Here is a 14232-nt window from a genome sequence, read left to right as displayed (position 1 = left end):
ACAAAAACATGAAAAAAAATAACCGCACTTTTAAATTAACAGCCCTATCATTATTTGTTATTGGTTATGTTGGTTATGCTTTTGCTGAGACAGAAACTATTATGGATGATGAAGTTTTAGAGTTAGAAACGATTCATGTTCAAGAATATCATGCTAACCCTAAGAAATATGATGTAACGGGATTAGGGGCAATAAAAAAGACAAAGGAAAGTTTACAACGTGATCAAGTGGAAAATATTCGCGATTTAACTCGTTATGATCCTGATGTCGGTGTGAATGAAGCAGGTGGGCGAGGTACCTCAAGAGGATTTTCAATGCGTGGTGTTGAACGTGAACGAGTAGCTATTGATGTTGATGGTTTTGGTTCAGCACCTATTTTGAAAAAAGATAGTCCTACATCGGGTTATCATAGAGTACAACAAACAAGCTCTTCTATTAATGAGATCGAATATGAAAACTTGAAAGAAGTGGATTTACGTAAAGGATCTGCTTCTGCGGAATCGGGCAATGGGGCACTTGGTGGTGCGGTAAGTATGACAACCAAAGATACTCAAGATTTCTTTAGTGATGATGAACGTCAAGTGGCAGGGCGTTTTAAGATCGGTCATACCACAAAAGATCGTAGAACGCTTTATTCTGGGGCATTAGCAGGGCGTCATAATGGTTTTGAGGGCTTTGTTCAATACACTAAACGACAAGGTCATGAGTTAAGAGCTCATGATGATCTCTATGATAATGGTTATATTATTTCCCATTATGCGGTTGACGATAACTTAACAACACAACGTACGGTGGATACTTATTTTGATGCCGAAGATGTAAGTGGCCCTCAGCGTAGAATTCCTAATCCGTTAGATTACCATAGTGAATCTTTTTTATCTAAATTTGGTTATCATTTTTCTGAACAACATTATTTAGGTGCAGTAGTAGAAAATACTATTCAAAAATATGATCTGCGAGAAATGTTTTTACCTAATTATTATGCGGGTTCTAATGCAAATGTTCAGAGTTATGAACCACTTTTTCCTTCTATTGGAACAATTAGCCAGTATCAATTTACCCCAACACGTTTTTATTTTGATAAACATAAAAATAAACGTGTAGGCTTAGAATACAAGTATCATAATGAACAACAAGATTTTATTATTGATCAGGCTATTTTACGTTTAGATCGGCGAGATTTAAAATTGCAAAGTACGGCGTTAACGCTAAGTTGTTCCTATTGGCCTAATGTTGATAAAAATTGTTTTCCAAGTGATGCAAATTATATTCGTGGGCAATTAGGTGATAAGCACTTTAGTGAATTAAAAGAAAAAGATATTAAGTTTGATGTGAATCTTGTTAAAAATATAGAAATTGTGGGGAGTCAGCATCAGCTACAATTAAAAACAGGATTAATTAAATCTGATTATGAAGTAACTAATTATTGGTTAAGACAAAAAAATACTGAAAGAACGGTAGAGGAAAATCGTCGTTATTCTGAAAATTACTATTTAGATGGGCCACACTCCACAGGAAAAATGAAAGGTCAAAATATTTTTATTTCATTGAGTGATCGTATCCATTTTAATGATAAGTTTAATACTAGTTTAGCATTACGTTATGATCAGCAAACGTTTCGTGCTAAACCTACAGAAGAAACCAGAAAGCATGGTCTTACTTTTGAAAAAGCAAAATATGACGCATTTTCGTGGGATATTGGATTAGCTTATCGTCCTATTGAACCGATTGAATTGACTTATCGTGCGAGTACGGGCTTTAGAACGCCAAGTATTATTGAGCTTATTGGTCCTGGTTTTAACAATGAACGTTTTAATCCTCAACAGGATACGCAAGGAAGTTTAAAAGCAGAGAAATCCTTTAACCAAGAGGTGGGTATAGAATTAATTGGCTCATTTATGAAAGTCTCGGCAAGTTATTTTATTACAGAGTATCGTGATGTAATAGGGCGAGCGGTGAAATATCATGATGATCGTAGTTTACCAGGTTATGCCACATCGGATATTTATTTTAATTTGTATAATTTTACTACCCATGGTTTTGATATTAAATCCTATGTAGATGCGAATTCTTTGTGGAGTAAATTACCTGCAGGATTAGAATTTAGAGCTAATGTAGGGGTAACGAAGATTAAAAAACAAAAACCAATTTCTGATGATTTTGGTATTGTATCCAGTTATTCTTTCGATGCAATTCAACCTTTAAAAGTCGTTTATGGTGTGGAATATCATGCACCTAGTGAAAAATGGGGCCTGAGCTTAATGAATACTTATTCTAAAGCGAAAAATTTAGATGAGTTAATCTCTACATCTAGACAAAATACTTTAACTTCCCAAGGGGCAAGAGTGGCGAATATTAAGACGAAAAGTTGGTTAACTACTGATTTGACGGGATATTACCATTTCTCACCTTATATTACGTTGAGAGCTGGGATTTATAATTTATTTAATTACCGCTATGTAACTTGGGAGTCAGCGAGACAAACAGCTTTTGGTTCTGAAGCTCGTCAAACAACAGAAAATTATTCAGCATTGGCTGCACCAGGGAGAAACTTCTTACTTAATTTAGAAGTGAAGTTTTAATTTTATTAATATCATTAAAATAGAGATAGGTGATATCACTTATCTCTCTTTTTAGTTTTTAGCTATGAAACAGTTATTTCTTTTTTTATCTTTGTTATTGACTTCGTTAGTTTTAATGGCTCAAGAGTCTATTCATCCTCGTCAAATAAATAGTGATGAATTTTCTATGGGTTATCCAAAATCAATTATTTTAGATAATATTCAGCAACAGATTTATCAGGAAAATCAATATATTCCTCAATTACCCTCAGAAAATAAGGAATTGATGATAAGCAGCCAACAATTATTAGATAATCCAGAGCTGTTAAAGAAAGTGATGTTGACAATTATTCGTCAACATAATATTACAGGGCTTGAAACTGTATTGCCGATTTATCGACAGTCAGAGTTTGCTAATCCTTATTTAATTGCGTATGCGGAAGGAATATTGTTATTATACCAAGGTAAATCCGAAAAAAGTGCGGTAGCTTTTCATAAAATTTTGCAAGATTATCCTTATGCTGAGGTAGTTGGTTATTATTATGCCTTAGCGAATTTTTATAATAAAAATTATGCTTTAGCACGTTATAATTTTAATCAATTAGATAAACTCTCCCATTTGCCAATAGATATTAAGCAACAAGTTGACAAGTATAATGAATTAATTCATCACATTACTAGCTGGAAGTTTAATTTTAATTTGAGTTTTTTTTATGATAGAAATATCAATAATGCACCAGATAATCAACAATGGGGGCGCTTTCGATTCTCTGATAAAAAATCTGATTTTGGTATAACCTATCAAGGACTATTGTCTAAAAAATTTATTTTTCCTCAAGGATTTTATTTCCAACCCAACTTTTATCTTTATGGAAAACAATATTATCAATATCGTCACTATAATGATTTTAATAGCCGTATAGCCTTAACTTTTGCTAAAGCAGATCAATATAATGATTTTACATTACAACCTTATGCGGTAAGAAGATTATATGGCGAAAAGGCTTATTCTTATACTTTGGGTAATCAAGTGAGTTGGTTACATCATTGGCATTATCGATTTTCAACATTATTTTCGTTAGCTTATGAACATCAATATTTTGATCGCCAGAAGTTTTTTAATAATCATCGTCAGATTTTTAATTTAACCAGTTTATATGCTTTGACGGCAAAACATACTTTATTATTAAATCAAGAAGTCGTACATCAATATGCGACTCGTGATTCTGAGGATAGTTATTGGGGATGGAGCATTAAGGCTGATTGGCGAACAAATTGGGATAGTGGTTTAGGTACAAATATTTCTTTTTTGTATGGAAAAAACAAATATAAAGGACCGACTTTATTAACACAACAACATAATCGGAAAGATCGAAAATATGCGTTGATGTTGCAATTAAAACATCGAAAACTGCAATATGCAGGTTTTCAACCAGAAATTTCTTTGCAATATTATGCTCATAGAAGTAATAGTGCATTACATTCCTATACAAGAAAAGAAATCTTTTTCAATATAAATAAAATATTCTAATCATTTTATTAAAGTGATATCTGTTAAATGGATAAGAATCTTTCAATAGATTTTATGACTTGATTAGGCTTTTCCGCATGTACCCAATGATCTGCGCCGTTAATGGTAAAGGATTGGGCTTGGGGAAATTGGGCTAAGATGGTTTCTTTATCTTTAAGTTGGATATAGTCCGAATTACCGCCTTTGATAAATAAGGTTGGCTGATTAACCAGACAAGGTTGCCAATCCATTAAGGTGGAATAATGCTGATAAAGTGCGGCCAAATTAAAACGAAATTTTTCAATACTCTGCGGATCGAAAGATTTGAGCATAAATTGGATAATGCTTTCCTCTTTGATATGTTGAGCAAGTAGGGGACGAGCTTGTTGTCGAGTGCTAACTTGGGCTTGTTTGACCGCAAATAAGCCTGCGAATACCTCTTTATGGCGTTGTTGTTGATAGGCTATTGGGGCAATATCAATGACGATCAGTTTTTCTACTCGATTTGGGTATTGGGCGGTAAATTGCATTGCGGTTTTGCCGCCCATAGAATGTCCAATTAGGTTAACTTTCTCAAGGTTAAGTTTTTCTAATAGTTGATAAATATCCTGTGCCATAACGGAATAATTCATTTGATCACTGTGAAAACTTTGTCCATGATTACGCAGATCAAGACGGAGAATGTTGTATTGTTCACTAAATCCTTTAGCAATAATACCGAGATTGTTCATATCGCCGAATAAGCCATGTAAAAAGACTAGGGTGGGGTGCTGGGGAGAAAGTTGATGATATTGATAATTTAATTGTTGTTCGCTCATTATTTTGCCGTTATTTTATGCACTTTGCATAGTGTATTGAAAAAGAAATCAGTATAATGCACCATTATAACGAGCAAGCCAAATAACATAAAGAGGAAAGAGCAATGAAAATTATCGAGGTAGATGAAGAACTTTATCAGTATATTGCGAGTAAAACCCAATCTATTGGCGAAAGTGCATCTGATATATTACGCCGTTTGTTAGATCTTGATCCTCTTTCTAACACGCAAACTAATCTTGAAACGAGTGAAAATGTTCCTTTAGAAACGCCACAAAACTCACAGCCCCCTTTAGAATTATCGGTTGCGAATAAAGGGGAGAGCCAAACAGTTAAGCTAGCGGAAGAGGAAAAAGAAAACCTTCGTCCCACTGTGAAAAAACAATCGGAGCAAGCCATTCAGCAGGTGGTGAGCAAGGTGCGAGCTTTATTACAATCTGAGGAGTTTGTGCAAGAAAATAAAGCCGTTGTACGTTTTTTAGCGATTCTTAAAGTGTTATATCGTACGCATCCTGAAAGTTTTGCCCAAGCAACCGAGTCATTGCAGGGGCGCACTCGAGTATATTTTGCCCGTGATGAAGCGACGTTGTTGGCAGCAGGTAATCATACTAAGCCGAAACAAATTCCAGATACGCCTTATTGGGTTATTACTAACACCAACAGTGGGCGAAAAATGTTAATGTTAGAGGGGGCGATGCAATCAATGCAACTGCCTGAGGATTTAATTGAGGAAGTGCGGTCGTTTTTTGTTGCAAATTAAATGAATCGTCAATTTTTATGGCAACAATATGCCAAGGATCCTGACTATGCTCAACGTATTGCTTTGCAATTTGAGCAACAATATTTAACTTGGCAAACCTTTTCCGAGCGAATTGATCAATTCGCTTTTTGTTTTGTTCAGCAAGGGGTTAAAGCAGGGCATACGGTAGCCCTATGTGGCAAAAATAGCCTTGATTTATTGTTAGCTTATTGTGCCTTGTTGCAACTTGGTGGGCGAGTGTTGTTGCTTAATCCTGCGTTTAATGCCAGTAAAATTCAGCAACTTTGCCGAGATCATCAAGCAGTATTGCTTTGGTCTGAGCAGCAATGCTTAGCATTGACACAAGTTGAACCACAGCAAGACTTTGTTGCTTTAACCTTAACTTTAACCTCAGGATCTTCTGGGGAACCTAAGGCGGTTGCACATCGTATAGACGATCATCTTGCTAATGCCCAAGGGGTTTGCCAGTTAATGGGGTTTCAAGCGGAGCATTGTTGGTTACTTTCTTTGCCATTATTTCACGTTTCAGGGCAAGGGATTATTTGGCGTTGGTTATTGACGGGGGCAAGATTACAGTTAGTGGGCGATAATCTTTATGCCGCAATGGCACAAGCCACGCATCTTTCTTTGGTGCCTACGCAATTACAACGTTGGTTAGCCTATTTAGCGGATAATCCTGTTCAATCTCAACAAAAACAACATATTTTATTGGGGGGAAGTCATATTCCGCTTAATTTGGTTAAACAAGCGGAACAGCAAGGCTTTTCTTGTTACTGCGGTTATGGTATGACAGAAATGGCGTCCACAGTATTTGCTAAACGCTATGATGATAGGGCGGGGGTCGGACAAGCCTTAGCGGGGCGAGAATATTGTTTGGTCAATGGTGAAATTTGGTTGCGTGGTGCGGGATTAGGCTTGGGGTATTGGCAAAATGGACAGCTTATCCCCTTATGCAATCAACAAGGTTGGTTACAAACTAAGGATCGAGGATATTGGCAAGACAATGAATTAGTGATAGCTGGACGATTGGATAATATGTTTATTTCAGGGGGAGAGAATATTCAACCTGAGGAAATTGAAAAGATTTTGTTACAATATGAGGGTTTAAAGCAAGCGGTAGTGCTTGCAGTTAATGATAATGAGTTTGGGCAACGCCCTGTGGCGATGGTGGAATTTGCTCAGAAATTTTCGCAAAATGAAGTGAATAAATTGACCCATTGGTTGTCCAATAGGCTGGAAAAATTTAAACAACCTATTGCTTATTTCCCCTTGCCAGAACAAGCACAATCAGGGATTAAGGTTTCTCGTTATGGGTTACAACAGCAATTAGCTAAGATATGGGATAAAGAATAATTTATGAAATTACGGCGTATTGGCGTTTATATTATGTTGTTATTCGGTTTGGCGACCTTTGTGCAGGCAGCCGTACCGAGCTTAGATGATCTTCGTGCCCAATTAGAAGGGGCAAAAGCCGATAATAGCAGTTCGGCGGAACATCAATTAATGGTGCAAAATTTAGAAGAGGCAGTATCATTAGTTGGCAAAATTAACCAACAAAAGCAGGCTAATGAACGCTTAGAAAATGAAATTGCCAATGCGGGAAAATTATTAGCAGAAAGTCAAAATAAAGTCCGCCAGTTACGCCAACAAAGTGCGGTGCAATCTGTTGAAGAATTAGAAAACCAGTCTTTAACCAGTCTACAAAGCCAATTAGAAACCACCTTTCAAAAGGTACAAGAAGCACAAAGTGATTTAGCGGAAGTGAATGCCACAGTGGTATCACAAAGCACTGTGCCAGAGCGTTCGCAAATGGCGTTAAAAGATAATCTTACCCAAAGCCAAACCATTAATAGCAAGTTATTAAACCTTTCTCCGTCCGATAGCAGTCCGCAAACGGAAGCTTTACGTCATCGCTTAGAACTTGAACAAGAATTAATCGAGTTAAGTAACCGTTATCATCAAATGTTATTACGTGGACACGATAGTTTAACGGTATTATATGAATCTCAAAGCGAAGAAGATACCCTAGCTTTACAACAGCTACAAGCACAATTAGCCAATTTACAGCAAGCCATTAATGCTAAACATTTGCAAGAGTCCCGTAAACAGGTGCAACAAGCCACCGAATTAGAGCAAAATACCAATGCGGATAATCCAGTGATTGTGCAAGAGCTTGCCTTAAATACCCGCTTTTCTCAGATTTTGTTACAAAATACCGCACAAATGAATGCCTTATCGCAAGATGATCTTCGCATTACCAATGTGTTGGATAATTTACGCCAAATGCAACGCAATATTGAAGAACAAATTAGTGCCTTGCAAGGGACATTAGTGCTATCAAGAATTATTAACAAACAAAAACAAGCCTTACCCCAAGATCAAATGATCAAAGGCTTATCCAAAACCATTGGCGAATTACGGGTACAGATTTTTGATACCACAGAAATTCGTGAGCATATTTATAATACGGACAGCTATATTGCCGAGTTAGAACATACTTACAAAGTGCAATTTGATGAAAAAGTGCGGTCAGAATTAGAAAAAATTCTGCAAGAGCGTTATAAAATTCTTAACGATTTAATTAAGTTATTGAATAATCAATTAAATTTAGCCATTACCATTGAGTTAAATCAACAAGAAGTTTTATCCATTAGCGATACCTTACAGAGTAAATTACGTCAGCAAAGTTTTTGGGTCGCCAGTAATAATCCCATTGATCTTGATTGGTTGGAATCTTTTCCTCGCCTAGCGATTGCGGAGATTGGCGAGCTGGCAAGACATATTAATCTTGCTAGCTTAACGGAAAATATTATTCCCCTTGGCTTATTTATTTTGATTGCCTTGGCGGGCTATAGCCTGATTATTTATAAAAAACCAAGCATTAAAAAACGCCTTACCAGTTTAGCGGAGCAAGTGAATACCTTAAAACGGGATAGCCACTGGCATACGCCAGAAGCCTTGTTTTGGACAGTGGTTTTAGCGTTACCGAGTACCCTGATTTTTGTTTCTGTGGCGAGTTTAGCCACTTATGTGATTTTTCAAAATCTTTATGCTGGTTGGAAATGGGCGTGTTTTTTAGCTGGCTATTGGTTGTTTTTTGCTACTATTTTGTCCTTATTGCGTCCCAACGGCTTAGCCTATCGCCATTTTGGTATGCCACAGGGCAGTAATGAAATTTTCCGTATTGTTATCAAAAAATCCATTTTAGTGATTTCATTGATTTTTGGTTCATTTATTTTTTCTTATTTACAACAAATTGATTTTAGCCGCGATGTGATCGGGCAAGTGATGTTAATTGTGGCATTAATTCTCTGTCAATTTGTGATATTACCTTTGCTGACCAAAGCCATTAACCGTTATGAAAATACGGTGACAGAAACGGGCGAAATTCGTAGCACCAAACTATTACGCTTAGTCAAATTTGTACTGTTTTTAACCCCAAGTAGTTTAATCGTGTTGGTGGTATTAGGCTATTATTATACCGCCGTTGAATTGATTAAATATTTATTTGAAAGCTATATGGTGGTGGTCATTTGGATTTTTGGGCGGCAAATTGTTTACCGCTTTTTATCTGTGTCCTCAAGACGTATGGCATATCGGCGTTTACAAAAACGGCGTGAGGATATTCGTCAGCAATTAGAAGTGGGTGAAGATAAAGCCATTACTGAAGCCGATGTAGCGGAAAAAAGCATTAAAATTGCCACCGTCAACCAACAAATTTTTCGTATGGCGGATCTTATTGCTTGGGTAGTATTAATTTTAGCTTTTTATGCCGTATGGTCGGATCTATTCAGTGTGGCTTATTATTTAGACGGCGTGATTTTATGGGAAAGCATTGAAACCACGGCGAAAGGAACGGTGGCAAACTCCATAACCTTACTAAACTTAATGCGTGCGATGCTTGTGTTGCTAGCAATGTATATGTTAGTACGCAATTTAAAAGGCATTTTGGAAGTGTTAATTTTTTCTCGAGGACGCTTTTCGCAAGGAACACCGCATACGATCACGTCATTATTAAGCTATTGTATTATTGTGATTGGCTTAATTTGGTCGTTTACTAACCTTGGTTTGTCTTGGAATAAATTACAATGGTTATTTACCGCACTTTCGGTGGGGCTTGGCTTTGGTGTAAGAGAAATTTTTGGCAGTTTTGTGTCTGGTATCATTCTTTTATTTGAACGCCCGATCCGAGTTGGCGATAAGGTTACCGTAGGACAATTTACGGGCGTAGTCACCAAAATTCGTTTGCGTTCCACCACTTTGCTTGATTCTGATGATAAAGATGTGGTATTACCTAACCAGTCTTTTGTTACCGAACGCTTCATTAACTGGACATTATCAAACAGTATGACAAGATTGGTCATTCATTTAAGCGTGGCTTATGGCTCAGATTTAGATCTTGTGCATAAACTCTTGCTACAATCTGCCCAAGAAGCCCCAAAAGTGTTAGATACGCCAGCACCGCAAGTGAATTTCTTAAACTTTGGTGAACATGGTTTAGAATATGAATTATTAGTACATGTACCGACTATCGATGATCGTGTACCAATGACCAATTTCTTAAATTATCGTATTAATCAATTATTTAACCTTAACCATATTGAGATTGCATTTAATCAGCTCAATGTTAATATTCGTAATCAAGAATTATCAGAGGATAACCAACCTCATCAACTATTTAAACAATAAGGAACAATTATGGCAGGAAATAGCATAGGACAACTTTTTCGTGTTACCACTTTTGGCGAATCTCATGGGCTTGCGTTAGGTTGTATTGTGGACGGTGTACCGCCGAATATGGCATTGTCAGAGCAAGATATTCAGCCTGATTTAGATCGCCGTAAACCGGGGACATCACGTTATACCACGGCTCGCCGAGAAGATGACCAAGTACAAATTTTATCAGGCGTGTTTGAGGGAAAAACCACAGGTACCAGTATCGGTTTATTAATTAAAAATGGCGATCAGCGTTCGCAAGATTATAACGAGATTAAAGATCGTTTTCGCCCCGGGCACGCGGATTTTACCTATCAACAAAAATATGGTATTCGTGATTATCGTGGCGGCGGACGTTCTTCGGCGAGAGAAACCGCAATGCGTGTGGCAGCTGGTGCCATTGCTAAAAAATATTTGCGTGAACAATTTGGCATTGAAGTACGAGGCTTTTTAGCACAAATCGGCGATATTCAAATTGCACCACAAAACATTGAGCAAATAGATTGGCAACAGGTTAATAGCAATCCTTTTTTCTGTCCTGATCTAAGTGCGGTGGAAAAATTTGATGAATTAATTCGCCAGCTCAAAAAAGAAGGGAATTCTGTGGGGGCAAAATTAACGGTGATTGCCGAAAATGTGCCAGCAGGATTAGGCGAGCCTGTTTTTGATCGCTTAGATGCGGATCTTGCCCATGCCTTAATGGGCATTAATGCGGTAAAAGGGGTAGAAATTGGTGATGGTTTTGCGGTTGTCAGCCAAAAAGGCACAGAACATCGTGATGAAATGAATAAACAAGGCTTTTGTTCTAACCATGCTGGCGGTATTTTAGGGGGCATTAGTTCAGGGCAACCTATTATCGCAACCATTGCGTTAAAACCTACTTCCAGTATTACTATTGCAGGAAAAACCTTAAATTTGCAAGGGGAAGAAGTGGAAGTGGTTACCAAAGGACGCCATGATCCTTGCGTGGGTATTCGTGCGGTACCTATCGCTGAAGCAATGGTAGCTATCGTACTATTGGATCATTTATTGCGTTTTAAAGCACAGTGCAAATAATGGCGGATTGAAGAGAAAGGAACAAGTATGACAAAGAATCTGTGGATAAGCCTTTGGGTAGTATTGGGCTTATCGCTGTTTTTTATGCCATTAAATTCACAAGCCTCGCCACAGGATTGGCAAAAAGTGAAACGTCCGATTCCAGGCGATCCGCAGCCGATTGGGGGCTATTCTAATGGGTGCTTAATTGGGGCAGTAGCACTTCCCTCCGAGGGCGAAGGCTATCAAGTCATTCGCCTCAATCGTAACCGTTATTATGGGCATCCAGATATGATTGCTTACTTGCAACGTTTAGGCAAAAAAGTCAAACAAGCAGGACTACCTGAAATGTTGGTGGGCGATATTGCGATGCCGGGCGGTGGACGCTTTTTAACAGGGCACGCTAGCCATCAAATGGGACTTGATGCGGATATTTGGTTGCGAATGGGAAAAATGTCGGCGAAAGATGCCTTAAATTCTGATGGAAAAGGATTATTAGTGGTTAATCGTAAGGCACAGCGGGTTGATGATAAGGTTTGGAACGACAATCATCGTAAACTGATCCAACTTGCCGCTCAAGATCCGCAAGTGAGCCGTATCTTTGTTAATCCAGCCATTAAAGTGAAGCTATGCCAAACGGTACAAGGGGATCGGCGTTGGTTACAAAAAATTCGTCCTTGGTTTGGGCATGATTCCCATTTCCATGTGCGTTTAACTTGTCCTAAAGGTGCGACTTATTGTGAGAATCAAGCTCCAGTTCCTGCTGGAGAGGGTTGTGGCGCAGAATTGTATTCTTGGTTTGAACCAGCAAAACCCTCAGCCACACCAAGCAAGCCAAAAACCATACCGCCTGAGCCTATTCTATGTCAACAGATTAGATCAGCCCCTAATCGTAGTGAATGGTTAGAATAGCAATGGAAATCAGTATTGAAATACTCTTATTATTGTTTGCCGTCGCAATGCTGGCAGGCTTTATTGATGCGATTGCAGGGGGCGGAGGCTTAATTACAATCCCTGTGTTAATGTCTATTGGACTTTCGCCTGCGTTAGCCTTGGGAACAAATAAGCTACAAGCCTGTGGCGGTTCATTTTCGGCAAGTTTATATTTTATTCGTCAGCGTGCGGTCAAATTGCGTGAAGTAGGAATACTGATTGCTTTTACCTTTATTGGCGCAGTGATTGGCACAATTTTAATTCAAAACCTTAATGCCTCTCTGTTAAAAAATATTCTTCCGATACTTATCATCATTATTGGCTTATATTTTTTATTTAGCCCCCAATTAGGCGAAGTAGATCGCCAACAACGGGTGTCTTATTTAGGCTTTGCTTTGACGGCGGGGTTAGGGATTGGATTTTATGACGGTTTTTTTGGACCGGGAACAGGATCTTTCTTTAGTCTTGCTTTTATCAGTTTGCTCGGTTTCAATTTAACCAAAGCCACTGCTCACGCTAAAGTCTTGAATTTTACCTCTAATTTTGCCTCATTATTATTCTTTATCCTCGGTGGGCATATTGTTTGGTCATTAGGATTGATTATGATGTTAGGGCAGTTTATTGGTGCAAATATGGGGGCAAAAATGGTCTTAAGCAAAGGTAAAAAGTTAATTCGCCCTATGGTTGTCCTGATGTCCTTGATTATGGCAAGTAAAATGATTTATGAACAAGGTTGGTTTAGTTAATTGTATGAGTGAACAGCATATCCGTTTAACCGCCAGAGTCGGTTATGATCCCAAATTTTTATGGTCATTTTTATTACCCAAATATTGGGGGATTTGGCTCGGTATTTTCCTTTTGTTTATTCTTGCTTTTATCCCTTTTCGCTGGCGTGATAAATTTGCCAGAAAAATCGGATTAATCATTGCTCATAGAGCCAAAAAACAACGCCATCGTGCCAGAGTAAATTTACAATATTGCTTTCCACAATGGACAGAACAACAACGTGAACAAGTGATCGATGAAATGTTTGTGATTACTAGCCAAGTAATGCTAGGTATCGGCGAAATCGCTTTACGTTCTCAACAGCATCTCAATCAACGTAGCGAGTTTATTGGTTTAGAGCATATTCATCAAGCCAAAGCAGAGGGAAAAAATGTCATTCTTTTAGTCCCACATGGCTGGGCGATTGACGCCTCAGGCATTATTTTGCATACCCATGGTATGCCAATGACCGCCATGTATAACCCGCATCGCAATCCATTGGTGGATTGGCTATGGACAATTACTCGAGAGCGTTTTGGCGGCAAAATGCACGCCAGACAAAACGGCATAAAACCTTTTTTACTTTCAGTAAAACAAGGCAATATGGGCTATTACCTACCTGATGAAGATTATGGCTCAGAACTCAGCGTTTATGCGGATTTTTTTGCCACCTATAAAGCCACCTTACCGGGTTTAAATAAAATGGCAAAATTAGCCAAAGCAGTGGTAATCCCTATGTTCCCACGCTATAACGCACATCGCGGCAAATATGAAATAGAAATCCACCCAGCGATGACATTAAGTGATGATCCTGAACAATCCGCCCGAGCAATGAATGAAGAAATAGAATCTTTCGTCACCCCAACGCCTGAACAATATGTTTGGATCTTACGCCTATTAAAAACTCGTAAAGATAATGAGGATATTTATCGTTAAGACAAGTGCGAGATAAAAAGTGCGGTGTGTTTTTAAGATTTTTTGGCGATATTGTTATAGTTGTTTTGCTTGATTTTATTGGCGTGCCGTTTTGTCTTATTTTAAGGGGCTGAAGTAGATTAGCCTTAAATTCCACACCATTTTCTCAAGATTTTAAGTTGCTGAGAAGGTGTCCCAAAGTTAAACCGAAACTCGCATTC

At 38.1% G+C, this 14232-nt stretch carries 10 protein-coding genes and 2 pseudogenes; 10 read left to right on the top strand and 2 right to left on the bottom strand.

Annotation, left to right across the window (positions count from 1 at the left end; translation table 11 throughout):
• The first annotated feature begins 8 nt into the window (after positions 1-8).
• Together EV694_RS08015 and EV694_RS08010 are read left to right on the top strand one after the other, a co-directional pair.
• On the top strand, positions 9-2582 hold the full coding sequence (locus EV694_RS08015) for a TonB-dependent hemoglobin/transferrin/lactoferrin family receptor (RefSeq protein WP_132691327.1): 2574 nt from the start codon (positions 9-11) through the stop codon (positions 2580-2582).
• 64 nt (positions 2583-2646) lie between these two features.
• Complete coding sequence (locus EV694_RS08010) at positions 2647-4092, top strand: surface lipoprotein assembly modifier (RefSeq protein WP_132691325.1); 1446 nt, start codon at positions 2647-2649, stop codon at positions 4090-4092.
• A 23-nt stretch (positions 4093-4115) separates the two neighbouring features.
• On the opposite strand, the gene EV694_RS08005 is transcribed toward EV694_RS08010, so the two are convergent.
• Positions 4116-4889 carry an alpha/beta fold hydrolase gene (locus tag EV694_RS08005; protein WP_132691323.1) on the bottom strand — a complete coding sequence of 258 codons (774 nt, stop codon included), beginning with the start codon at positions 4887-4889 and terminating at the stop codon, positions 4116-4118.
• Positions 4890-4993: 104 nt separating this feature from the next.
• Between EV694_RS08005 and EV694_RS11125 the strand changes: the two are divergent.
• The 8 genes and pseudogenes from EV694_RS11125 to lpxM all read left to right on the top strand — a co-directional run.
• Positions 4994-5050, top strand: a pseudogene (locus tag EV694_RS11125) (hypothetical protein); the annotation flags it as partial.
• A 3-nt stretch (positions 5051-5053) separates the two neighbouring features.
• Positions 5054-5647: a replication initiation negative regulator SeqA gene (gene seqA / locus EV694_RS08000; RefSeq protein ID WP_424580058.1), complete on the top strand. Its 594-nt coding sequence runs from the start codon at positions 5054-5056 to the stop codon at positions 5645-5647.
• Entirely contained in the window at positions 5648-7000 is a 1353-nt protein-coding gene (gene menE, locus EV694_RS07995; protein WP_132691319.1) for an o-succinylbenzoate--CoA ligase, read from the top strand. It abuts the gene before it with no gap.
• Between the two features lie 3 nt (positions 7001-7003).
• Positions 7004-10336, top strand: a complete 3333-nt coding sequence (mscK, locus tag EV694_RS07990; protein WP_132691317.1) for a mechanosensitive channel MscK — start codon at positions 7004-7006, stop codon at positions 10334-10336.
• A 9-nt stretch (positions 10337-10345) separates the two neighbouring features.
• Positions 10346-11419 carry a chorismate synthase gene (gene aroC, locus EV694_RS07985; RefSeq protein ID WP_132691315.1) on the top strand — a complete coding sequence of 358 codons (1074 nt, stop codon included), beginning with the start codon at positions 10346-10348 and terminating at the stop codon, positions 11417-11419.
• A gap of 84 nt (positions 11420-11503) precedes the next feature.
• Positions 11504-12310, top strand: a complete 807-nt coding sequence (gene mepA / locus EV694_RS07980; protein WP_243646014.1) for a penicillin-insensitive murein endopeptidase — start codon at positions 11504-11506, stop codon at positions 12308-12310.
• Between the two features lie 2 nt (positions 12311-12312).
• On the top strand, positions 12313-13077 hold the full coding sequence (locus EV694_RS07975; protein ID WP_132691311.1) for a TSUP family transporter: 765 nt from the start codon (positions 12313-12315) through the stop codon (positions 13075-13077).
• A gap of 4 nt (positions 13078-13081) precedes the next feature.
• Positions 13082-14032 (top strand): lauroyl-Kdo(2)-lipid IV(A) myristoyltransferase, encoded by a 951-nt coding sequence (gene lpxM, locus EV694_RS07970; RefSeq protein ID WP_132691635.1) that lies wholly within the window; start codon positions 13082-13084, stop codon positions 14030-14032.
• A 125-nt stretch (positions 14033-14157) separates the two neighbouring features.
• Here the strand turns inward: lpxM and EV694_RS07965 are convergent.
• Positions 14158-14232: pseudogene (locus EV694_RS07965) on the bottom strand (IS1595 family transposase); the annotation flags it as partial.

The sequence above is a fragment of the Volucribacter psittacicida genome (genome assembly GCF_004339025.1).
In the GTDB taxonomy this organism is placed as follows: domain Bacteria; phylum Pseudomonadota; class Gammaproteobacteria; order Enterobacterales; family Pasteurellaceae; genus Volucribacter; species Volucribacter psittacicida.
This window is presented reverse-complemented; position numbering and strand designations above follow the sequence as displayed.

Excerpts from the sequence above, each read along its gene's own strand:
- aroC (WP_132691315.1), top strand. The coding sequence starts at position 10,346 with ATGGCAGGAAATAGCATAGGACAACTTTTTCGTGTTACCACTTTTGGC.
- EV694_RS07975 (WP_132691311.1), top strand. The coding sequence starts at position 12,313 with ATGGAAATCAGTATTGAAATACTCTTATTATTGTTTGCCGTCGCAATG.
- EV694_RS08005 (WP_132691323.1), bottom strand. The coding sequence starts at position 4,889 with ATGAGCGAACAACAATTAAATTATCAATATCATCAACTTTCTCCCCAG.
- EV694_RS08015 (WP_132691327.1), top strand. The coding sequence starts at position 9 with ATGAAAAAAAATAACCGCACTTTTAAATTAACAGCCCTATCATTATTT.
- mepA (WP_243646014.1), top strand. The coding sequence starts at position 11,504 with ATGCCATTAAATTCACAAGCCTCGCCACAGGATTGGCAAAAAGTGAAA.
- lpxM (WP_132691635.1), top strand. The coding sequence starts at position 13,082 with ATGAGTGAACAGCATATCCGTTTAACCGCCAGAGTCGGTTATGATCCC.
- EV694_RS08010 (WP_132691325.1), top strand. The coding sequence starts at position 2,647 with ATGAAACAGTTATTTCTTTTTTTATCTTTGTTATTGACTTCGTTAGTT.
- mscK (WP_132691317.1), top strand. The coding sequence starts at position 7,004 with ATGAAATTACGGCGTATTGGCGTTTATATTATGTTGTTATTCGGTTTG.
- menE (WP_132691319.1), top strand. The coding sequence starts at position 5,648 with ATGAATCGTCAATTTTTATGGCAACAATATGCCAAGGATCCTGACTAT.